Origin of the sequence: Chitinophaga polysaccharea, assembly GCF_902150045.1 — a bacterium.
Lineage (GTDB): Bacteria > Bacteroidota > Bacteroidia > Chitinophagales > Chitinophagaceae > Chitinophaga > Chitinophaga polysaccharea_A.
In genome coordinates, this window is the sequence record NZ_CABFVU010000001.1 from 3,513,089 (window position 1) to 3,535,658 (window position 22,570).

24 protein-coding genes are annotated in these 22,570 nt (G+C 40.8%); 14 read left to right on the forward strand and 10 right to left on the reverse strand.

Going from position 1 to position 22,570, the window contains the following annotated elements; all coding sequences use genetic code 11:
• The first annotated feature begins 1 nt into the window (after position 1).
• The 5 genes from FN124_RS14470 to FN124_RS14490 all read left to right on the forward strand — a co-directional run bounded on the left by FN124_RS14470 (position 2) and on the right by FN124_RS14490 (position 3,424).
• Complete coding sequence (locus FN124_RS14470) at positions 2–610, forward strand: DUF4304 domain-containing protein (protein WP_142685408.1); 609 nt, start codon at positions 2–4, stop codon at positions 608–610.
• Positions 597–890 (forward strand): hypothetical protein, encoded by a 294-nt coding sequence (locus FN124_RS14475; protein WP_142685409.1) that lies wholly within the window; start codon positions 597–599, stop codon positions 888–890. The genes FN124_RS14470 and FN124_RS14475 overlap by 14 nt, the downstream gene beginning before the upstream one ends.
• 300 nt (positions 891–1,190) lie before the next feature.
• The gene (locus tag FN124_RS14480; protein ID WP_142685410.1) at positions 1,191–1,514 is read left to right on the forward strand and encodes a hypothetical protein; all 324 of its coding nucleotides are present in this window, start codon (positions 1,191–1,193) and stop codon (positions 1,512–1,514) included.
• 548 nt (positions 1,515–2,062) lie between these two features.
• Complete coding sequence (locus FN124_RS14485) at positions 2,063–2,542, forward strand: hypothetical protein (protein ID WP_142685411.1); 480 nt, start codon at positions 2,063–2,065, stop codon at positions 2,540–2,542.
• A 273-nt stretch (positions 2,543–2,815) separates the two neighbouring features.
• Positions 2,816–3,424, forward strand: coding sequence for a hypothetical protein (locus FN124_RS14490; RefSeq protein WP_142685412.1), 609 nt, complete (start codon positions 2,816–2,818; stop codon positions 3,422–3,424).
• 423 nt (positions 3,425–3,847) lie between these two features.
• Here the strand turns inward: FN124_RS14490 and FN124_RS14495 are convergent, their stop codons facing one another.
• A complete protein-coding gene (locus FN124_RS14495; RefSeq protein ID WP_142685413.1) occupies positions 3,848–4,609 on the reverse strand; it encodes a tyrosine-type recombinase/integrase in 762 nt (253 codons plus the stop codon).
• A gap of 28 nt (positions 4,610–4,637) precedes the next feature.
• Between FN124_RS14495 and FN124_RS14500 the strand changes: the two genes are divergently transcribed.
• From FN124_RS14500 to FN124_RS14510, 3 genes are all read left to right on the forward strand, one after another.
• The gene (locus FN124_RS14500; RefSeq protein ID WP_221887777.1) at positions 4,638–7,655 is read left to right on the forward strand and encodes an RHS repeat protein; all 3,018 of its coding nucleotides are present in this window, start codon (positions 4,638–4,640) and stop codon (positions 7,653–7,655) included.
• A 16-nt stretch (positions 7,656–7,671) separates the two neighbouring features.
• The gene (locus FN124_RS14505; protein ID WP_142685414.1) at positions 7,672–8,085 is read left to right on the forward strand and encodes a hypothetical protein; all 414 of its coding nucleotides are present in this window, start codon (positions 7,672–7,674) and stop codon (positions 8,083–8,085) included.
• Positions 8,086–8,163: 78 nt separating this feature from the next.
• Positions 8,164–8,613, forward strand: a complete 450-nt coding sequence (locus FN124_RS14510; RefSeq protein ID WP_142685415.1) for a hypothetical protein — start codon at positions 8,164–8,166, stop codon at positions 8,611–8,613.
• A 298-nt stretch (positions 8,614–8,911) separates the two neighbouring features.
• Here the strand turns inward: FN124_RS14510 and FN124_RS14515 are convergent, their stop codons facing one another.
• Together FN124_RS14515 and FN124_RS14520 are read right to left on the reverse strand one after the other, a co-directional pair.
• Positions 8,912–11,248: a hypothetical protein gene (locus FN124_RS14515; RefSeq protein ID WP_142685416.1), complete on the reverse strand. Its 2,337-nt coding sequence runs from the start codon at positions 11,246–11,248 to the stop codon at positions 8,912–8,914.
• 109 nt (positions 11,249–11,357) lie between these two features.
• Positions 11,358–12,095, reverse strand: coding sequence for a hypothetical protein (locus FN124_RS14520; protein ID WP_142685417.1), 738 nt, complete (start codon positions 12,093–12,095; stop codon positions 11,358–11,360).
• A 914-nt stretch (positions 12,096–13,009) separates the two neighbouring features.
• Here FN124_RS14520 and FN124_RS14525 point away from each other — a divergent pair.
• Both FN124_RS14525 and FN124_RS14530 read left to right on the forward strand, forming a co-directional pair.
• A complete protein-coding gene (locus tag FN124_RS14525) occupies positions 13,010–13,249 on the forward strand; it encodes a hypothetical protein (RefSeq protein WP_142685418.1) in 240 nt (79 codons plus the stop codon).
• Between the two features lie 109 nt (positions 13,250–13,358).
• Entirely contained in the window at positions 13,359–13,841 is a 483-nt protein-coding gene (locus FN124_RS14530) for a hypothetical protein (RefSeq protein WP_142685419.1), read from the forward strand.
• Here the strand turns inward: FN124_RS14530 and FN124_RS14535 are convergent.
• Genes FN124_RS14535 through FN124_RS14545 form a run of 3 tightly spaced genes read right to left on the reverse strand, consistent with a single transcriptional unit; the run spans position 13,822 to position 16,333 of the window.
• Positions 13,822–14,523, reverse strand: a complete 702-nt coding sequence (locus tag FN124_RS14535; protein WP_142685420.1) for a hypothetical protein — start codon at positions 14,521–14,523, stop codon at positions 13,822–13,824. The two genes, FN124_RS14530 and FN124_RS14535, sit on opposite strands and share 20 nt — an antisense overlap.
• A gap of 43 nt (positions 14,524–14,566) precedes the next feature.
• The gene (locus FN124_RS14540) at positions 14,567–15,247 is read right to left on the reverse strand and encodes a hypothetical protein (RefSeq protein ID WP_142685421.1); all 681 of its coding nucleotides are present in this window, start codon (positions 15,245–15,247) and stop codon (positions 14,567–14,569) included.
• A gap of 42 nt (positions 15,248–15,289) precedes the next feature.
• Positions 15,290–16,333 carry a hypothetical protein gene (locus FN124_RS14545; RefSeq protein ID WP_142685422.1) on the reverse strand — a complete coding sequence of 348 codons (1,044 nt, stop codon included), beginning with the start codon at positions 16,331–16,333 and terminating at the stop codon, positions 15,290–15,292.
• A gap of 188 nt (positions 16,334–16,521) precedes the next feature.
• On the opposite strand from FN124_RS14545, the gene FN124_RS14550 reads away from it, so the two are divergent.
• Positions 16,522–16,713: a hypothetical protein gene (locus tag FN124_RS14550; RefSeq protein ID WP_142685423.1), complete on the forward strand. Its 192-nt coding sequence runs from the start codon at positions 16,522–16,524 to the stop codon at positions 16,711–16,713.
• A gap of 176 nt (positions 16,714–16,889) precedes the next feature.
• Here the strand turns inward: FN124_RS14550 and FN124_RS14555 are convergent, their stop codons facing one another.
• Positions 16,890–17,561: a hypothetical protein gene (locus FN124_RS14555; protein ID WP_142685424.1), complete on the reverse strand. Its 672-nt coding sequence runs from the start codon at positions 17,559–17,561 to the stop codon at positions 16,890–16,892.
• A 37-nt stretch (positions 17,562–17,598) separates the two neighbouring features.
• The gene (locus tag FN124_RS14560) at positions 17,599–18,240 is read right to left on the reverse strand and encodes an SMI1/KNR4 family protein (protein WP_142685425.1); all 642 of its coding nucleotides are present in this window, start codon (positions 18,238–18,240) and stop codon (positions 17,599–17,601) included.
• Positions 18,241–19,080: 840 nt separating this feature from the next.
• Between FN124_RS14560 and FN124_RS14565 the strand changes: the two genes are divergently transcribed.
• Positions 19,081–19,584, forward strand: a complete 504-nt coding sequence (locus tag FN124_RS14565) for a hypothetical protein (RefSeq protein ID WP_142685426.1) — start codon at positions 19,081–19,083, stop codon at positions 19,582–19,584.
• 771 nt (positions 19,585–20,355) lie between these two features.
• Here the strand turns inward: FN124_RS14565 and FN124_RS14570 are convergent.
• Entirely contained in the window at positions 20,356–20,946 is a 591-nt protein-coding gene (locus FN124_RS14570) for a hypothetical protein (protein WP_142685427.1), read from the reverse strand.
• 181 nt (positions 20,947–21,127) lie between these two features.
• Here FN124_RS14570 and FN124_RS14575 point away from each other — a divergent pair, with 181 nt between their 5' ends.
• Entirely contained in the window at positions 21,128–21,568 is a 441-nt protein-coding gene (locus tag FN124_RS14575; RefSeq protein ID WP_142685428.1) for a hypothetical protein, read from the forward strand.
• Positions 21,569–21,873: 305 nt separating this feature from the next.
• Positions 21,874–22,026 carry a hypothetical protein gene (locus FN124_RS30910; RefSeq protein WP_185937200.1) on the forward strand — a complete coding sequence of 51 codons (153 nt, stop codon included), beginning with the start codon at positions 21,874–21,876 and terminating at the stop codon, positions 22,024–22,026.
• A gap of 318 nt (positions 22,027–22,344) precedes the next feature.
• Here FN124_RS30910 and FN124_RS31160 read toward each other — a convergent pair.
• A partial coding sequence (locus FN124_RS31160; RefSeq protein WP_221887778.1) for a hypothetical protein occupies positions 22,345–22,570 on the reverse strand: 226 nt, incomplete at its 5' end.

The following is a 22,570-nucleotide window of genomic DNA, read 5'->3' on the forward strand; positions in this document are numbered from 1 at the left end:
AATGGATAAATTTAATGAATTGATTTCCCTTGTCGGAAAACATTTGAAGGCAAAAGGATGGGTGAAAAAGTCAAATACTTTTTACCTTAAACTTGATAATAACTGGGGGCTAATAAATTTTCAAAGTAGTAGTGATAACTCCCCTACTGAGAAAAAATTTACGATAAATTTAGGTGTGTCCTCAACAGTAATCAGAGATTTTGATGGAGATACATTAGAGACAAAACCAAATTTAATTGACTGCCATTGGAGTGCCAGGATTGGGCATTTTATGGAGGATAGGAAAGATACATGGTGGACCATTAACCAATTTACCGATTTAGACCAATTGTCATCCGATATTATTGCCATTGTTGATCGTATTGGAATTGCCACCATCAAAGACAGAATATCTGATAGCAAATTAATCGATCTGTGGTCTAATAATGAAACACAGGGTTCTCAGGAATTGAAAAGATTAACTTATCTGACTATCTTATTAAGGCACTATAAAATGGAGGACTACTCAAAGAAAGTTTCAGACCTTATCGGTTATGGCGAGAAAAATGATAGCAAATATTTAGTGAATATCCATCTTAAACAGCTTGACGAATTTTATGGAATCAAATGAACTTTTAGGGCTATGGAAAACAGATCCATTACATATTCCCACTATTGAGTTGTATGGCAGGAATGCTTCAATGGAGTTTAAAGACAATGGTGACCTTATTTACCTCATCGAAGAAGAAGGTAAGTTCCAGACTATTTTACTGACATACCAAATAGTGGAAGATAAATTGATTACTGATCAACCATCAATGCCTGGGAAGGAGATCACCATATTTAGGATTCTTGATAAGAAGTTGCAGCTCGACCATGAAGGAGTCATTTCATCTTTTGTAAGAGCCTGATAGAGTAATGGAGTAAGTTTACGAGTTATTATAATAATAGGGGATTTCGAATTGAAATCCCCTATTCAATGGGTAATCCTGTAATTTGCTAGGTGTTATTATTTATAAAAGGAAATGCTGATATCATTTTAGCCGGAGCATTTAATTAGCGATGATTTATAACGCAAAAAATACTTTTACCAAAGAGACTCTGTGGTTTTTCGCCATTCTCATATTTGTAGGCTGCTCTGCTGGAGTCCAAACAGACTGTCGATAATTGACTTCATCTAAAGATGAGTGAATACTTATATGAAACTTCGTATGAAACTTATAGAACTGATTGATCATTTAAAAACAGCTTCCAAAGCTGAACAGCTACGAAATCAGCAGATCCCAGACGTTGAATACGATCTTGTAGAACTGTACATGAAAGATAGCTTGAGTTTTGAATCTGAAATTGCATTTTTTGATGCAGAAACGATTCCAGGCTACATAATTATTGAAATGGATGGTATACGATATAAAAACCTTTTCTCATTAAATCTAATTCAAGAGATGGTCGAGGAGTATGTTGCGGAATATCCAAATTGGAGTGATTTGGATATTGCAAAAAGAATCATGGAATATAGAATAAATGATGCTTAGTTAACGTATGAGATTGCTTATAGGATTTACCTAGAATAAATTTTACATTATGCCATTTACGGATATTATTCAACGATTAGAGAAGTATATATCTTTTATAAAAAAGGCAATAGTAGCATTTGCCATTGCCGAAGCAATATTGGTTATTCTGATCGGTATTGTTTCGGGTTATTTAAGCGCAGACAACCATGCCATAAGAACGATTAGCGGGAGCGTTTAGCATTATTTGCAGCCCAATTCCTCTGGCATGTGATGAAGGGGAGGTAAATGGAATCTTTTTTATCATAAGCAAAAAATTGAATTCTGTGCCTGAAGACACCGACTTGAATTTAAGAATATTTAATAGGGTCATATCCAATTGGCTCTATCGCTACAACGAATGTGTTAGTTGTAGAGTTAGTACAAACGGTCCTATTGTCGATGGAGCTTAGAGTTTTATTAAAATAAGCATGAGTAAACTGGACAAAAGCACTCATCTATTACATAACCGCGACATGGAGGTTTCCGTTATTTGACCTTTTGCTTATATTTGAATGAAAACCTGAAGAATGGGAAGTATTCACTATGACTTTCTTAATGAGAGTATACTTTTTAATAGAGTTTCGATAGAAAATGAATTCAAAAATGAATCAGATGAGCGTTTAGCAAGGAAGCTAAATAATTATCGTGAATATATAAAGAAGAATATTCAGAACATCGCGCAAGATATTAAAGAATCAGAATCGCCTTTACGTGTATTTTCTACCAACGGCATAACACCATTAAGTTTGCTTAAGCAAACTGCATTGTACATCAATCAATTTATTGTTTCAGACCCACTTTTTCGCCATACACAAGAGCGATCAGGTACAGCTGCAGCGTTGAATAAATACATTGGAATGGAAAAGACCGGGATAAATAAAGCAGATATAGCCCAGGCTGTCAAGTATCTTAAAGATTTAACACCAATGATCGCAGGGGATTTTGTTAAGGTTTTTCCAACTGAATTTTATAAAGAACCACCAAAAGAATTAATATTAAAACATTAGGAGAATCAATTTGAAGATGTTTTACCGAAAGAGATTTTACAGATTTACAAGGATAAGGTAATTGTCTCTAATTTAGAAAAATCTGAACGGGGATATATAATTCGGGATAAGCAACCACTTATTCCTGGTAGAGGAATTTCAATCGAATTTGAAAATATTGGGAATGGTGGCGGAAAAATCTATTTCCTTTTTCAATCCGAGGTCATATCATTTGATGAAGAATCACGAACACTAAAAGAAAGAAAATGGCTTCCAGAAACTCCTCCATCTGAATTGGAATTTAAGCTTTGGGTAAAACAATCTGTAAATCAGGCCGCAATCGCGCATTATGAGGAGTTGCGAAAAGATACCTACTTGTCCGGAGTACTTGGTTCTAGTATTCTTTTAAACAAAAAATTTGAAAGTGATATTCTTAATCAAGAAATTGGGGATAATGGATCTATTGCAGAATTTGCTGCAACACAAATGCTCAACATTGAGTTGCCGTTTATGGCTAATATAGATGTTAGAAAATTAATGGATATCAGAAATTATGAAGCAGAAGTTTTTACTAATTTTAGATTAGAGCTCGAAAAAAACTTTCGCGATTTACGGTCGGTTACCGACCCCAGTCTGCTTAAACAGAAAATAGAAAATGTTTTCCATGAGCTTAATGATGTACAAGGTCAAAGAATTAAAATGAAGTTTAACCATCTGAGAAAACAAGTTGCGTTGAATACTATTTTCGGTGTAGGTGGCCTTGCTGGTGCATTTGCATCAGGTGGAACGTCGCTTATTGCAACAATGATTGCATTAGGACGGGGATTTAAAGATTACAGAGAATATAAGGAAAAAATGATTGACAACCCAGCGTATTTTCTCTGGAGAATTAAAAAGAGTTAAAACGATAGAATTCTCAACAATAATTAAGGAGCATTAATATACCCCAGTTCTTAACTTTCCAAAGCTGATTTTAGGCAGGATTTGACCGATGTAGGGTATGGTCCGCCTGAAAATTTACTTCCTCGGCTTTCGAGCCGTCTCAAACTTATTTGACGTAAGTGCCTCGATATTTCTAATAGTGACCTAAGTAACAAAATTTCAGGAATTGTAAGATTAAGTTTCGTTGTTCATTTCCATAGTGTTGGATCAATTAGTAGCTATTACAGATAAGTTCCCAAAAAGATAGAAATACGCCGTCTCTTTGTTTTGAGACGGCCTTTATACCGGACTTCTCATGACATGCATTGGTTTTGTCCTCATTTCCTCCATTGTCGAATAAAAGTCTGCCTTAGTTTAAGGTTGTTGTGTTTCTCTTTAAAGCGATTATTTAAATTGGGTAAGCTTTTGTGCAAACTGTTTTTTAATTTCATTCTCAAAGCTATCCATATAATTTTCGGTAGTATTCTTGTTGTGATGGCCTAATACTTCTTGGATAAATTCTGTCGTGGCTCCAGATCGCTTTAAGGTTGTTGCTGTAGTATGTCTACATTCTGCATTACCAGCTTTCTTTTGAATTCCCAGGGCCTTGACTACATTCCGCATGCCATCGCAAATAAATTTTGCAAGGGAACATACCCTCATGTGTTGTTTTAGTAGGTCTTCTCCGGGAACGAGTACAGGGAAAATATAATTATTAGGATTTTGATCCTTGTTTCCCCATTCGTTTATTATCCGGCGCATGTCCTCAGTAATAAAGGCTATTATTAATTTAGGATTGTTTCTGGTTACTCTTTCGGTTTTAGCCCTTGTAAAAGATATATAGTCCTGGTCAATGTTCTTGTATTTTAAATAGGCAAAATCTTTGGGATTAAGACCATTACATAGATAGCTGAAAAACCAGTAATCTCGTGCCTTTCTATCGAATTCATTTTCTGGATTGAATTCATAAATGCGCTGAACCTCACTAATATCCAAAGCCTTTTTAATATTCTTGGAGGTTGGAATTTGGTATTTCCTTTTTTCGAAAGGGTAACATTTATCCCGTTTGATGATTTTGTTTTCTATAGCCTCGTTAAAAACTGATCTAAGGGACCGTAGTTTGATTCCTACCGTAGTTTTTGAGCGGCCCTTGACATCAATCATCATCCTCTCATATTGGTTTAAGTAACTTACTGTGACATTGACCTATACCTTTTATGAAGATTATAGTTTTGCAGGTAAGCAGGGCTATGTTAACGGTGATATTACTAAGCCACAGGCAGGCAGTAATCCATACGCAGAAGCGTTGCCGGCCGTAGCCAGCACCATGATAAAGGGATTGGTTACAGGAACTAAAGTAAAGGTATTAGGCACTAACCAATGGCTTACCACCACCAATCATTACAACGATAAAGGGCGTTTAATTCAATCTATATCGGATAATATAAGCGGTGGGCAGGATGTCCTCACCAATCTGTATGATTTTAACGGTAAGTTGCTGAGCAGTTATCTGCGTCACCGCAACCTGCGCAGTGGAACGGCATCGCAGACCACTGTGCTGACCATGATGGCCTATGATGCGGGCGGACGCCTGCTCAATATAAAGAAACGGATAAATGATGATGCTGCACTGGAAAGAACCATTGTTGCCAATGAATACGATGAGTTAGGACAGTTAAAGAAAAAACGTTTGGGCGTTACCGGTACAAGTACCCAATTGGAAACGCTGAACTATGAATATAATATCCGGGGCTGGCTGAAGAGCATTAACAAAGATTTCATTCCTACTGCCGGCAGCACTGCTAACTGGTTTGGACAGGACCTGAGCTATGATTACGGGTTCACCAATTCCCAATTTGGTGGCAATATTGCCGGCGCTAAATGGAAAAGCCGTGGAGATGGCATAGGCAGGGCTTATGGATATCAATATGATAAAGTGAACCGTCTGACAAAGGCCGACTTCACCCAACAAAACACCGGTAGCACCGGTTGGACGAACGATCAGAAGAATTTTTCTGTGAGCGGCCTTGCCTACGATGCCAACGGTAATATCCAAACAATGAACCAGATCGGCATGAATGGGGTGACAATACTCACTCTGGATAGCCTGAAGTATGGTTATACGCCGGGCAGCAATAAGTTGTCCTTTGTTACCGACCGGAAGAATAATGCCCAGAGCCAGTTAAGAGATTTCAAAGAGATCACCAATAATGAAACTGCCGATTATACTTATGATGCAAACGGCAACCTGACAAAAGACAATAATAAAAATATTGCTACTATCAGTTATAATCACCTGAACCTGCCTGAAAGTATTACGATCACCGGAAAAGGCCTGATTAAATACCAGTATGATGCCACAGGTGGCAAACTTAAAAAAATCGTTACCGATAATACAGTTACCCCCGCTAAAGTTACTACCACAGATTATATGGGCGGTTTTGTGTATCAGAATGATACCCTGCAGTTTTTAGGTCATGAAGAAGGGCGGGTGCGCGCCGTTTTCGCAACAGGGCAACCGCTGGTATTCAAGTATGATTATTTTGTAAAGGATCACCTGGGAAATACCCGCATGGTATTAACAGAGCAAACTGACTTCTCCATGTATGCAGCTACCATGGAAACGGCAGCTGCTCCTACGGAAACCGCTTTGTTCAGCAATATTGATGACTCCCGCGCCGCCAAACCTGCAGGCTATCCTGCCGATGAAAGCGCCGGTAGCAACGCTTCTGTTGCCAAATTAACCGCCGCCAATGGGGGAAAGAAAATAGGGCCTTCTATTGTATTACGCGTAATGGCTGGGGATACGGTCCAGCTCAGCGCCAAAGCGTTCTATAAATCCGGTGGTCCTAAAGACCAACAGCCGGCAGCTTCCACCGCCGAAAATATGCTGGCCGACCTGGTACAGGCTTTTAACGGTAGCAGCAGCCCGGATGGTGCGCATGGAGTGGCTGCCAGCGATAATATGACGCCCTTTAACAGCAGCTTTTATAACAATGATTACCAGCGGTTGAAAGAAAGAGATGCCGACCAGCCTAATATCGACAGGCCCAAAGCGTATCTGAATTTTGTTTTGTTCGATGATCAGTTTAAATTAGTGGATGAGAACAGCGGGGTGAAACAGGTAAAGGCAGAGCCAGACCAGTTGCAAACGCTCAGCCAGGATAAGATGGTAATGAATAAATCGGGCTTCCTGTATGTGTATACCAGCAATGAGGGCACCCAGGATGTGTTCTTTGATAATGTGCTGCTGGGAGTTAATTCAGGGCCGTTGCTCGAGGAAACGCATTACTATCCGTTTGGACTCACCATGAGTGGGATATCTTCAAATGCGCTGAAAGGAAGTAATTATCCGGAGAATAGAAAGAAGTATAATGGAAAAGAGCTACAATCCAAAGAGTTCGGAGATGGATCAGGGCTGGAGTGGTATGATTATGGGGCCAGGATGTATGATCAGCAGATAGGGCGGTTTGGTAAGATTGATAGATATGCAAGGCTGGCAGAGGATTTTTCTCCTTATCACTATGCTAATAATAATCCTCTCTTGTACATTGATATTAATGGTGATTCTACGGTGCCTATTAATCAGGTTATCTGGCCCAATTTCGATACAAAGAATAATGAAATTGGGTTAAATACGGTCACGATTAGTCCTAACTCAGGATCAGATCAGTCAAGTAGTAACACAACAAATACCACAGCTACTTCTACTTCAAGTTGGTATACGTGGGGAGGAAGAGGAAATTATATATATGGAAATACAACTTCTGTACTGGAAACGCTACCGGGTACCTTTAGAATTACTAATGGTGTTCAGCGGCAATTTAGCCCGAAATATTATAACAGTGGTTGGATAGGAGGTAGTAAAGCAGGTATTACAACTTATAAGGTAGCTAGGTGGGCAAAAGCAGGAGGAGTACTAAGTTTGGCAATAGGGACGGCTATGGATATTAAAGCCGTTGATAATTATTATAAGAAAGGAGCAGATGATCCTAACTCAACACACCCTGCGAAAGCGGGATTGAATTTAGGTATGGGAGTTTATGGATTATATTATAATCCTCTGGCCGCAGGTGTTTATTTTGGCATGGATTCTTTTTATCCTGGTGGCTGGCCCGGTTATGCAAATAATTATGAGCAGTTGCAGAATGCGAATCAACAGATACTAGGAGATGGATTTATAACAGCTCCATTTGGAGCGTTAAAGCAATAATGATTAATTTGAGTCTATGATGCTTAAAAATGGGTATAGATATTTTTTTTATAAGATGTATAGATTTGCTGAAAATGCGCCGTCTAGATGGTGGAGTGAATGGAAGGCAATGTTATCTGTAATTGTCCTTGAAATAATGCTTCTAATGACACTGGAAGGATACTTTTCAATCATATTCAAGCATGATATTGTTCCTGGATATGATAATTTAGTAACAATTACACAAGCAGTTGTAATTACACTATTCAATTACTTTTTTTTTCTGCATAAAGACAAATGGAAGTTGTATGTTAAAGAATTGGATAAACAATCCAGAAGACAGCAGTTTATAGGAGGACTGGTTGTTTGGTCGCTAGTATTTTTAATTTTTGCGAATTTGATTTTTATGTTTTATCTAATGAGCAGAATAGATTGGTCTTTGTATAGATAAGTGAATATGTTGACTATAATTAATAGAAGTAGCTGCATGCAGCTACTTCTATTAAATTTTGGAGTAAATAAATAACATATGGCATTAGTTTTTTGGGGTAGCACAAAATGTGATCTTTGCAGGAAAGTATTGAATGTTGGGGACCAGATAGTTACATTTCCGAATGCAATTCAAAATGAGTTGGACCCACTATATAATTTTAATGATAAAGTATACCATCTTACGTGTTTAATGAATAGCCCTCAATGGAATGAAATTGATTTGTTTTTGAAGCAATATTCTTTATTTAAAAGGACAAAAACGTGTGTGGTATGCGAGCAATTAATAACTAATCCTGAAGAGTATTTAAATCTCGGCTGTCTAACTATTGATAGCAAGAATCCATTGTTTAAGTATAATTTTTTAGAATTCCATAAGCAACACTTTAAGCAGTGGAGTGAAAAATGGGAAATACAAAGCCAATTACGACAACAGAAGGATGATAAGCTTTGGAGTGGTAATAGTCTGGATTGGATCCTTGAATTTTGACCTTATAATTAATGAATTGTTCATCAGTGTCTTTCTAAGTAAATAAAACCAATATAAACATCCAGCATCTTGGTCTTAATCAAGTGTTGGCTGTTTAAATTTATATCGCTTAAATAACCTTGATCCACCTTTTGAGAAATACCAGGTGCATAAAATTTTCCTTACCCATTTTGTAACCCTTACCGGTGAATTTAATTTGCCTATATATTCATTGGATGCACGACACATCATAAGCGTATAATCGATGAGCTCTTCTACTTTTGAATTGATGCCGTTTTGAAGCTCAGCGAACAAATGTTTATTCTTCCCAGGTTGCAGCACCAGTTATCAGTGGAAGACCTTCTCTATATAAGGTGTACTGCTTTTTGTCCTGATCGGGGAGGAAGAACATGCCGTTTGGTTGTGCAATATGCCGCTGTTCTTTTCCTGAAAGTAGGTTAGCCGTCATCTGATCTGCTGCCGGATCGGATGAAATAGGGTGCAAATTGGTCTGTCGAATAGCCACTTCTACATTGGATACTGTGTTATTGGGGTTGTTGCTTAATTCACGCATTTTATCGGCGTTTATAAAGGGCATATCATCTAAGGCGATTAAAAGTGAGGAAGCATGCTGACCAGGGGGCAGCACAACTGATATGTCAAGCCGCTGGAACTCACTGACGGTAAATTCCTCCAAATGGGTACCTGTATCCTGGTTGAATACACGGGCCTTTCTACCTTGATGTAGTCCCCTGATATGTATCTGCCAGCGTTGGCCGACGCTTTCATAGGGGGGCGGATCGACCAGCCACTTGAAGGAAAAGAATTTATTATTCATTAACTGTTTGCATTTGCTGATGCGCTCTGCGGCCTGAGCGAGGGATTCGTGATAGGGCTTGTAAACGGGTGGAGCTGGGAACTCATATTCCCGTACGCCTCCATTGGTATAAAAACGGAGTCTTAATGGATAGGGGTTGGAAGCGAAATCAGCGAATGCGGGTTTACTGAGTGTACCACTTGTAAGTTTACATTCAAGGGTGCCTGGGATTCCGGGGAAGTAGACCTGTGTATATTCCGTATGTGGATCCTGGTAGACACCTAAAGGATCGCCGACAATATCGTAAGTACGGTCGCCGTAGCGTAGAGGGATTGTAGGTCTGGCAAGTTCTGAGCTGGCGCAATAACCACCGCGCAGGAACAGTTGCAGGCTGGCACTGGTTGATTGCCCTCTGCCTGGTTCGCAGCGACTCACTAGTTGCCAGTCGGAAAATCCTACAAGGTCCTCCGCTTTGAGTTTAGGGAGAATAGGATCTGGAACGCGAAGGGCGCCGAGCATGAGCATGCGCCCGTTTTCACCGACAATTTCTGTGAGCAGCATCCAGTTCATGGTGATAGGATTGCCCAGTGTCATATCCTGTTCCATTGCATAATTGCCATCTGGTAGCTTTTGAATAGCAGGCTGTTTAGCAAACTGCTCATTGATGATGTTTTGTGCGATCGTTTTATCAAACCCGATCATCAGCAAAATTAATCCGCCGAAGACAATTACGGGGCTCGTAGGAAGGGCGTTCAGTGCCACGCCATACCCAGGTTGTCCAATATCAAATAAGGTAATAAAGACGGCCAGTGGATTGATCAGCAGGACGCCAAAACATTTTGCCACGTCCCAGTCGTTTTTATTCATGTCGAAACTTAAGGAGCCGCGTATCCTATTGCCCTCGGGCGGAACGGAGATTTCAATATTTACAAAGCCATCGAACCTTATATCATTGCCGGCGCAGGCATTTTCTATCATGCCTGCTTTTTTGACAAAAATTTTGGGCGGCTTTCCATCACCGAAGCTCCAGTCTATACCAGGAGAAAAACTGATGGGGGGCTCTGCTTCCATGAGGGGATCGACTATTTGCGCCATACCGGCCGCTACTTCTGCGCCTTCGACATCTATACACCAGTCTGCGCCTCCCAGCCTGGCTGATGGCAGGTGCTGCACAAAACTTTGCCATTCCTGCCAGCGGGTAACCACAGAGCGGGTTATCCGGGAGGTGAATTCAAAGCGCATCAGGATATTGCCGGTGCTGTCCAGTGTAATGACTGTATTAAGTACGCGGCGGCTATAGGGTGGAAAGAGATTACCCAGTGTGCCGGCCAGATCGAATGCAGTATCGAGCGTGGCTGCGGTACTTAAGGAAGCAATGACAGCAGGCGGAAGCGGGAGGGATGACAGCCGCGTCGTGTCCAACTGCATTTGAAGGTGTGGTAGCTCGTCTTCCCCTATCAGCGACCGCAGGATAATCCGGATCACACCTGCCGGAATAGGAATCTGGCCAACTGCAGGATCGGCAAGACCTGCGCCGGCAACATCCTGTGTGGTCGCGTAATATATGGTCATGGGTACATCTATTGCCACCGCAGTAGCGGCATAAGAATAGTCGTTAGGAATGGGACGAAGGGACCCTATGGCGGAGACCTCATTTAGGATAACAGGGGCTTCAGTCAGCTGGGTGAAGACGGGATCAAATACCAGCAGTCTGTCCAGCCAGCTGCTTGTTCCCTGCGGGTAACCCATCGGGGTGGTGAGGGGCCGAAACTGATCGGTCATACGGTATCTAATAAGCCTTTTGAAGGCTTCGGCGGAGAATGCAAGGTCAACGTACATAGCCGTTAGTTTATGTGAAATAAGTTAGCGCTTATCCTTGCACGGTAAAAGTACCAATGAGCCAGTAGTGGTATTGGGTGAGTAACTGGAACGGTGACCTGGTTACCTGTTAGCGCCGGTTACTATTTTTGTAGCGCTCGTCTAAATGCTTTGATTTATCGAAATTGCCCGACGCGATTTTGTCCAGGATGTCATTTAACGAAATTTTCATTCCCTTTGCCATTGGAGTGGTGTCGTGTACCAGTGAATAAACGTTACATTTTTTGTCAATAGCCAAACAATTACCGTCTCCCAAATCGTAGAACGAATAAAAGATCCGGTTATTAAATTCCATTTCCTCCAGGTTTTCCAGAGGAAGCTTTTCTCTAATGTTTAGATCCAAAGCGTTGTATAACGTCACAATAGGATCGGGAGGAAATTCAAAGTCGGATGTTGAAATATGGCTGTTTCCTATTTTATTTAAGTCAAATTCTGACAGGTTGTAATTTGAATGGGTAATTTTCAAGCCAATGATGGTGTTATTTCTTACCAGTAATTCGATTTGCTCTGGTCTTCTCGTTCGCTTCGAATAGATGGTTAATCCGGTAATTAGGATATTTACCCCCTTGTTTGCTATACTCTTCCAAGTTTTCTGCCCATAACTGAATGTTACGAATTGAAAGCCAGGGTGGCCTTCCCATAGCCTAAGCCCGTGGAAGGTGCCAAGGCTGGTTTGTTCTTTTATTAACGCATAATCCTCAGGTAAAGATTCTACAATCGCATAAAACAACTGTCCCTCTTCTTTTCTTAAAACATTGAACTTATAGGGAGGAAACAGCGTACCAGCTATTTTTTGTAGTAAGTTCATCTATATAATTTTCATAGTGATGAGCGAAACGCCTTTGCTACCCGCCGGTGAGGCTGTTATTTTAGCTCTCCGGCTTGGCGCGAAGTTCGGATCTGAACTTTCGAGTTGTTCCAATTTGGCTTTTATGCTTTCTAATTGTTTGTCCATATGTAAATAACAATTTACTTTAGAATTATCATATTTTTGGTATAAAGCAGCTGGGTAAAATGGAGGAAGGATTTCCTAAGATAAAGCATGATGTCCAGGACCGAAGCTCGGAGGCCTGGAGGAAACTTTGCGCGTATATTGAGCTGGTTATAAGCGAGGAATGGGAAGAATTCCGGCCAGCAGAAGGGATTGGCCCAGAGTTGTACCACCAAATATATACCCTGCCACCGTCTATTGCCAAAATGAAACGGGTAAAGCATGTGCATTTATATGGAAGCGTGTTAAAACGGATTCCTCCTGAGATAGGGCAGATGGAGGCTTTGGAAACTTTCAGTACATATACTTCTTATGATTTACACTGGTATCCCTACGAAATGATCCATTGCAAGCTACTGCGAAGCAGTAAGGTGAGCACCAGGGCGCTTTATACTCATTTAAAAGGCAAGCGTGGGTTTCCGGATCTGCAGAATAATCCGGTCAGGTACCAGGGGGATAGTGTAAAATGCAGTGTATGCCGAAAGGAGATGGATTACTCGCAGACCACTCAACTTTGGATCTCCCTGCAGGTAGGAACAGATGTGCTGCCTCTTCTGGCGAATTTATGTTCAAAAGAGTGTGAAGTGTTACTTCCGCGTCCACCTGAAGGATACGTGCAGTTTCCGCATAAGGGCGGAGCCAGATCCAATTATATAAGAAAGTAATTTAGTGGTCCTTATGATCCCTTGTTAGGACGATCGACCATTATATACTATTAATACGACTAACATATGACATTACCTAAAAAAGGATTGAGAAAAATTACGGTGGAGAATATAAAATATGCATGGAGCGTCACCGGTAATGATGGATGGATAGGGCTTTCTGTAATCCCACTAAAGGCGCAGAACAATTTGTTGACAACTAGCTTTGACTACCATTCCCGGGAGATAGAAAGAACTGTTACAAATGGCGTTCCTGAAGTAATCGCTTTAAGACAGCAGTTGGTGATTACTGCTTATATGCGCTGAGCGTAGGATGGGAGCCGAACGTAAAGGGCGCAATTTTGAATCTTGGAGGAATGGATGACAAAGTAGATTTAAGATGTCAGTATAAGGATATAATTAGTAGTAGAGGCTAATGTGGAAACATAAAAAAACGTACGCTATTGGTGGGCTCGAGAATATAGGCTTTGACCAGGCAGATACTTTAACAGTATTGTCCAGCCAGGGCGTTGGCCTATTTAACTGCCTGACGGGAGAGCGAATTTTCCGGCAGGAGGCATCCTGGTGGGAAAACTATGAACCTATAACCGGTACTGTTTCCGGCTATGGTATTTTAGAAGGCAGTACTATCCAGATCTGCGGGCTGGATCGACCGGACTTTCTGAGGAAAGCAACCCATGATGGCTGGGGGATAGCATGCACTGGACCGGTGCCGGATGATCCGCTTTTTGAAAAATACCAGGTGCATAAGATTTTCCTGACCCATCAAGATCGTGGGCATCATGAGTTTATTGGTCAGGATGGTGCATGTGAGCTACGGGTATTTGGGTTTTCCCCAACTGGTAATTCGCTGGTGGTAGCTACCAGCTGTGATTTGATTATTTGGTCGAGGATATAGAAGGGTGCTTTTTAAATACTTCCTGTTTATTGGAAGCCAGCTTTTGATTGATTAGGTCCCAGTTTCCTGTCTGTAAGCCGTCCTTGAAAATATTTAACTCGTCTATATATTCATTGGATGTACGAGCCATCATAAGTGTTTTATCAATGATTTCTTCTGCTTCTACATTGATGCCGTTTTGAAGTTCAGCGAACAGCAATAGGTTTGCGTTTTCGGTCATATATAAATCATATTTAAAAGCGTCCCTGTCGGCGAGGACTTTTAAGGAGGTATCGTATTTATCAAAATAGGGCAAGACGTGTTCAATAATTTTTTCAGTCAGAAAGTTTGCCAGTAACGGGTACTCTTTAGTTATTCGGTAATTGTCGCGGATACCTATGGCTAGTTCTTCTATCTTTTTAGCCCCGTTTTGTTCCCATTTTCTTATGAATGGAGATTTATCACAAACTGCAACCAGAGAAATTTCTGTTTTAAAGTATTCAGATAGTCCCATCCAACTGCCACGAGTATCCAGATGGATGATATGAAACAAATCGTTTGAGAGTGTGACCAGTTTTCGCCCCACCAGGTGAAAGCCGAATTGTTTGAGGTTGGCGGCCATAATTTGTGTAAAATCCTTATAGGCCGGTTTTAGTTCCTCCTTGCTCAACGGCCTGTAAACTTTTAAGTCTTCCCATCTCATGGTATGTCGATATTTTGCAATATAGTCAGATAAATCTTCTTTTTTACCAGCTGGGGTAAAAGACGCTTTCTCCTTCCACGAAATTGTCGATAAAAGAGGTTTTAAAATGATCTGCTACATCTGGGCGGAAGTCTGTGTCCAGGTATCTTTCGGCGTTGATCACGTCGTCTTTACTGAAGTATAACTGGTAGTTGCCAAAATCGCTATAGAACTTCCGGTCCATCCCCTTGCGCTGATAGCCGGCTTCCTGGTAATAAATTACCTTACGTTTAGAATAGGCGACAGGGTAGGAGAGCTGGGTACTGAAAATAGTTGGGCCCCCGGGATCTGTAGTATCCTTAAGCTGCGACTCGCGTACGGATCTGGATCCGGTATCCAGGTAATAGTCAGTTTCTATCTTGGAAATCTCCTCTGCTAATTCTTCCAGGTTGCCTACAAGATAAGCACTGTTGTTTTCATTATTACCATACCTGCTGGTATAGTAATTCCGATATTTTTTGCGTTGGAAAATATAGATGGTAAAGAAATAGGTAGCTTCTACCAGGTTAGCGACAAGGGGCGGAAGGTTGGGGGCCAGCAGGGGGGAGCCTTCCAGTTGATCGAGGTAGAAGAAATCAATTGAGTCGACAGGCGGTGCTATTAACTTCACATGGAATAGGTCCAGTCCCATTTTTTTCCTGAAGGTATACTTTTTATCACTTATGAGCGCCTGGAGAAAGAACATTGGGGTGATGGCTTGACGGTGCCAGGAGAGGGGCGCCACATACTATCCCCTAAATACCCTCGAGCCGGCAATGGCCTGAAGCCTTGCGGTAGGGTCCAAAGCGCTGTAGTCGGTAAAATGTACCACATTGATTTTTCCAAATGCTTGCAGGTTAATCTTTAACTCCTGTTCCGCCTCATCAAAGATGGCATCGTAGCCCGTGATATACCGCTCCCTGGAAGTGCCTCTCCAGGGGGGATTGGTAAACTGGTCGTTCTCCGGAATCTGGGAGGCATTGATGATACTTAAGGTCTGTCCAGGACGTAAGAATACCCCAATTTCTGCTACAAACGGGCTTCCTCCCAGTTCTTCGGTCTTACTGTATCCGGCTTTCCAGCCGTATCCCCGGTCACCGGTCAGGTATAGTCCTTCTCCAAACCGGACCTGGCTTTCTCCTCTTTCCTGGATGCCCTGGTTTTTAAAGCTGGGCACATGATCCAGCGCTGTCCAGTGGGAACCAAGGTAAGTACTTCCGTTTATCGGCGCAGCAATGAAAGTGCCGCCTGCAGGCGCCTGGTTGAAAATTTGGATGGTGGTATCGTAATATAGCTGAGTGCCTGCCTGGGTGGTGGCCAGTCCACGCAGGGTATAAGTTCCTGCCGGATGATCCCAAAGAATATCTGATACAAATGCAAAGACCTCCTGGTTATTTTGACTCCACACTAACTGGTCTGTGGGATTGTACAGCTCCAGCCTTGTCTGGGTGAGCGGAACAGCGCTTACCATCTGCACGTCCCGAATTTTATGGTACATATATGCCCGGTTTAAGTTCATGGGCTGGGTGAGATAAAATAGCCCATTTTGGGTAGCACCTATCGGTGGCGCCGGGACCCTTTGAACGATGGGAGTACTAACAGGCGTTGTTTCCTTTTCTGCCGCCTGCAACTGGGCCGCTTTATCTATTTTCTTTAACTGAAAGGGAGGAATGGAGGCGGTAGCCTGTGACTGTTCGTTTGTATGACTGACACTGAAAGGGTTACTGCTTTCATTTCCGGCCTCGCCGATATGGCCTGTAGCCCGCTGCACTGCTTTTGCTGATATTGCCAATGCCCCGCTGTTATGCGCTGAAGCAAGAGAAGCCCGGCTGGTATCATTGCTATCGCTTTTCTTAAAAGTTATTACAGTGGCGAGATTTTGAGGATTTATAGTTACTGTAATATAAGAAACTTTTCTACCAGCTTAGGAAAAAGACGCTTAAATTGGCCGGAAATTTAGTACAAAAGCCTTTATCACTCATGAGCGCCTGGAAAAAGAAAGCGATGGAATGCCTACCAGAACTCAAAGCAGAGTTTGAAGACCCGGACACGTCCATTTATGATATTTTTATTGCCTTGCTACCGCCGACGATAGCGGCGCATCGCCATAATGATGTAGCGCAGCTGAAAGACCAAAGGCTTATGGAATGCTGCCGGTGTTGGGTTTTATGAACATTTGGGCGACCAGGAAGAAACAATTGAGTGGATGCACTTGTGGGTAAAACCTGATATCTACAATAAGATAAGGCCACTTTTAGTTTTCCGGCTTGACAGTGCCAGGTTAAAGCGTATAGATCATCTTTATGGGGCATGAATGCACCCGAGAATCGTATTTTATATGGAATTGTTTACCAACCATAATCAATTAGCAGTTTACCAAAGCTGTTTACATGGTATTCAAATGTTGGTGGGTAAATCACATTCCTTCCTATTTTATTTTTAATAGTTTCCTCATAACTGCGATTGTCCTGTATTACTTGCTTTAAAATCCCAGCGGTGGCTAAATTCTCTTTAGTGTCATCGTTCATTTTGTAAAGGGCATGATTTTCTTTTAAAGCGGCAAGATCATCAATGAAAACTTTATCCACAATGCGTGACAATCTCAAAAAGGCTGAGTATTCTATATGCCCACTAATGGCGGCCTTGAATAATTTACCTATTATTGCCGCTTTTTTGCTATCATCAAGTTGATTTAGAATAATCAGTATTTTCTCGCCAACCCTCTCCCGGCTTTTCTCATCTTGGTTTAACTCGGAAATAAACTTCATCCGTTTTTCTTGCGGCACATCTTTTAAATGAAACAAAAACATAAGAATTTTTCTCTTAAAGAAAGATTCGGAAATATTTTTTGCTACAGCAAATAATTTGAAACCTGCGCCGAGTATCGGAATCTCTTTTAAAAATTCATTTGATAGTAATTGATCTATGCCTGCTTCCGCAATATCGATGGTAATTTCCGAAAGGTTATTGGATACCATTGAATTTACAAATCTGTCTTCTATTCCTTCAATATGCTCCATGGTTATATTTTCATTACTGAGTATGGGAATATTATAGTTAGGGTTTAGCTGTTTTTCCCTTTAAGGATTTGTCCAGCCACAGTTCGTACCAGTCCAAAAAGCTTATCTTGTCTTTGTTGCCTAGTTCATAGGAGGGGTGGATCCCATTATCGCTACTTCTATCATCTGTCCATATGTTGCCATGCTCCTGCCCGTTTACGACCAGGTTCAGACGGACGGCACACCCAAAGTTACAAATGGCGATGACTCCGTTCATTTGCTGCCTGTCAAAGTATTCCTTTTCAAACTCCATCCGCTGTCTTTCGTATTCTTCCTCATCCTCTTCTACCTCTACTGTAAGGGTAAATGTTTGATTCCAGGGTGCTGTATGTAGGAAAGGCTTTGCCGGGTTTAATAAATTGCCTGGTCGTTTATAGTCTAAATCATCAAAGAGGGCGTCTTCCAGTCTTTCAAGCCCATAATACGGTCCAGCGCCGCCATTACCGATCTTCGTCAGGAAAGCGGTATAGCCATCTGGCAAGTCTATATGATGTGTTAATTCAAACTGCCTGACTACTTCCATTGAAATGGTCGGATTCAGCTTATATTGATGTGTGCTGGCACCAAAGAGCTTGTAGTTCGGATCTGAACTTTTGAGTTGTGCTAATTTGGCTTTTATTCTCTCTAATTGTTCATTCATATGAGAATGGTAGTTTACTTTGGAATTGTCCTTTCCAAAGATAAAACATGATGTTATAATATGGAAAAGCTACGCTTACCATCGTATGTGGTTTGCGTAGCTTTTTTCATTGGTTAGATCTTATAGAAAAGAAATTGAAGGATCATCCAAAGTCGCCAGTATCGGAATAATAGTATTATCAGGAGTATGATAATACTTTTTATTCCAGGGTTTTGGAATTTGAATTTCATTCCTTTAATTGGGATTACTATAATTTCGTACTTGGCCATTTAATTAATTTTTTGGCGTTAGTTTTATGTGGCCTTCTAAGCCATCATGCTGTATTGCTACGCAGATTACAAATGTACCAGCTGCCGTCAGGGATCGATCAACGGAGTTGCAACGATTTCGCTATGCATTACTTAATACTCCCCAATTCTTTTCAGTTATCTCCTATTTGCAGATGTATATCGATTTTTCTGCATGTTTTTATTCGTGTTAGATAGTTAATTTTTAAGAAAGCTTGGATACCAATAGTACCTGCAGGATTTTATTTGTGTAATTAATAAGGATTGAAATCTTTCAATGGTACCTGAGAGATGAATTTGGTCCGTATGTATGCAGATTTGGAGAGGTAAGGAAATAGTGCTTCTGGGAGGAAGGTAATTTATTTTAGATAAAGCCAACCAGGGCGCCTCCTAAGCGCTTTTTTTAGCCCGCCGATATCTCAAAGGCCAGTATTATTGGCTTTCACCTTGTCTGTTAGAAAAGGTAGCTATCCGTTCGATATGATACTATCGGTATCATTCTCGAAGGGATTAGCATGTGAAGAAAGTTTGGTGAATTATTAAAATTTAAATTATGGAATCAGAAAAAATCTTGTTTAGTTATTACAAAATCGATGAAAATTTTATTGCAGACCGGGAGTTTGCTGTTGTAATAGACGACATCATCAGGATTGCCAATGCTAGGGAAGGCACAAAGTACGTCGAGCAGCAAATCATTAAGGAGGATCATGGATCTGTGAAGCTGCGGGTGTTTTTTAGTCTTAGGACGGCGCCAGCCAGATGGCGATATATTTTCAGGAAAATTGTGAAGAAAGGTGAGCCTATTACGACCTGTATGTCGGTTATCCCCTCCTATATCATGTTTGCGGAGGTAAAGAAAAGCATTTTCTCGGTCACCGGTGGTCTGGGTTCCTTTGCCATACAGGGATTTGTGTCGCAGCATTTTGGTATTGATATATTATCCCGGTTAATTAAAGCGGATAGCCCGGTTATCAAGTCTTTTCAGAACAGGGGGGGGGACTGGTGTATTGCTTGCGCAGTCCAAGCATTTCAGGAAGAACCGCCGGCTAATGGATGAAAACAGTTTTGGGCGGATTTATAAGGAGCTCAAACGCTCTAAGCGTATTTTTGAAATAGGTTTGGCTGTAATCATCTACCAATTTTATCCTGGCTTCAAAACTGCTAGTACAAATTGACAATATCTCAATGGCACGACTGTCACCGATTCTCAGTAGGATATAGAGCCCTAGATATTTATGTTTATGAAAGGCTATTTCTGCAGCAATAAAACCGTAATTGGTTTCTAAGTCATAATCAATAACATCACCATTATCACCCAAAACCTCTATTTTGTCTTCTAGACTGATGACAGAGATATTTCTATCCGTATTTATATGCGTTAGCTGAACGTTAATTGGAATTAGGCACTTATCTACTTTAATGCCGTAATATTATCAAGTTGCTCTTTCACCCGGTCATATCGGACATGAAAGGAAGTGGTTAAGAATGCAATGTCTGCTGCGGATAGTTTATTAAAGTCGATTTTTCAAAAATGGTTACTAAGGCCTTGCAGTCGGGAAAAATGCGATGCAACAACCAATTTTTCTGCGCTTCCTTAATTATTTGTAAGATGGGGTCTGTATTGAAAAATCTATAAATTAGCTCTTGGAAGTTGATGAGTACTCTTTTTAGTTCTCTGCCTTCTATGACATGTATTTTGTATGGTTTAGGATGAATTTTTTCTATCCAGCTTCGGGAAGCATTTGTTAGATAAGAACTAACAAAGAACACTAGGTGATCTGGCCTTTCAGCATCGGCCATTACCCTATCAGATCTGAGGAAGGGACATTCAGCTATTTTTTAAGTTTATTTTCCTGCGCCATTTGGCATCGTCTCTTATTTCTTTTGCGCGCCGGTCTACTTTTAAGGGTTGTTGTGAAAAGCTCTTTTTATAGATGCTGATGATATTGGTCCAATTCCTGTTTCTTAGGTATTTATCAAGTTGTGGAAAGAACCATTTGCGGTGGCCATCACTATATTTATGTTTAAGCTCTGTCCGGAACTCGTCTACAATCACTTGCATGGTCCTGTCCAGCGTATCTGAATATTGGCAACGTGGTGTTAGATAACTTAACCAATGATCATGACATCCGCAGACTTTCCAGGATGGCCAGAGACTTAATGTATATTTTCGGCAGATCCGGAGCTTGGGCTTATCATCAGCACCTTCGCTGAATTGTGTGATTTCCCAATCAAGTCCCTTGCCATCATGGGTTTGAACCACCTTTACTTCAGCCCTATCAATAGCGCCTAGCAGGTAGCTGGTGAATTTATAAGCCAGTAATTGTAAGTCTTCCTGTGGCAGGTAAGCAGGGTAGAGGACCCCATTGTCATTGACCCTGAACTCCTGGCCATAACCTAATTCTTTCGTTTTTTCCATGGATGTAGTTTGAATAGTAAAATGTCTATTAGCTACTACACTTATTTGATAGTCAATGTACTACCTGCGCTAGGTATTTCTAACTTGTGGTTATCGGTTATATAGTATAATTGGAAAAAATATAAAGTGCGCAAGTAGGTTGCACATATGTATCCGATATTGCATCATAATCCCAAGAAGCATGAATAATTTTATCAAGCAACTAGAAAATATGAGAGCTACCCGGATGGATGAGCATATCAGGCAATATACCTTTGCCACCAGGAACATTAGAGAAATCTTAAATAAGCCGGAATGGGAACCCTGGGCCCATATGATACAGGAATTATCGCTATATGGATGGTATGTTGCTGGCGACCTTAAGATCACAGAGTTTAATGAGATTTCAGCGTTACTTGAAGAAGGCAATATAGCGAAATTAAACCAGCGGATGACGCAGCTTATAGAAGGCTACTTGGATGGAATTATAGAAGCGATTTTGCGTAGACATAGTAGTCGAAGAGGGCCACTTAAGGAAGCATTTTGGGCCCATAAGCAGGAACTTTATTTTTTGTCCATCCCCGTGTTCTTTGCGCAAATAGATGGACTTTGTGATGAGGGAACAGGCAGGAAATTTTTTTAAAACAGAAAAACTGATGATAATGAATACGTTCCCAGGGTGCGTGATTGGGCACTACAAGAAAATAGGACTGTCTTCCATAAGGCCATGTGTGCAGCTCTTTTAAATAAAGGCGCCTTTCAAATGCATGCCTCGCAAGAAAATCGATTACCATTTACACGCCATAGTGTATTGCATGGAGAAACCAGCGATTATGGGACAAAAATTAATTCTCTAAAAGCAATATCCTTGCTGACTTATATAAGTGAAACTTGTTTTGAATAGCGAATTAAATCGGCAATTTTGCATTACTCATCTAAATAATAATTATGAAAGCACTTCCATATAATATTTCAAATACCGATATTGAATTTGGAAATCTTTTGAAAGACAGAAAAATGGAATTTGCTGAAGGCTTTTCACTGAATCTTAATGTTCAGGAAAAAACTCTAGCTCTTTCATCTATCAATAGATCATTGTAATACCAAAAATTTAACGAAATCGAAGGTTATTTGGAATACGGCTGGATATATAAATATTATTTCCTACGATCTGAAAATCATTACCAAAAGTTTGACATTTGCAGAATTGGAATGGGAGAAACGATATTTTGCCAGACAAGCTGCTTTGTTAATCCATGAAGGGTGTGAAGGACTATTAGAATTGTTTGGGAAAACATTTAGAAGTATAATAGCGGAACTAACAGATGAGGAAACATGGAAGATTGAGTTAAATAGTTTAGCTAGACGTCTAAATGAGTATAAATCAAATTATAGAGGCAAACTTAATGAAATCAGGAATTACTCTATTGCACATAGAGATACCGAGGTTTTAGAACAATTGAAGGTGATATGTTCAATTTCCTGGGTACAGACAGTGAATTTTTCGTCGGCGTTTGATGGTAGTATTAAATCCTTTGTGTAAATAAATGTAAGTAACTGTATTAGGGGGATAAACCACCCGGGCAGGTGGAGCGAAGCGTAGCGGAGCCTCACTTCGCTCCACCTGCCCGGGGACGGCGGCAAA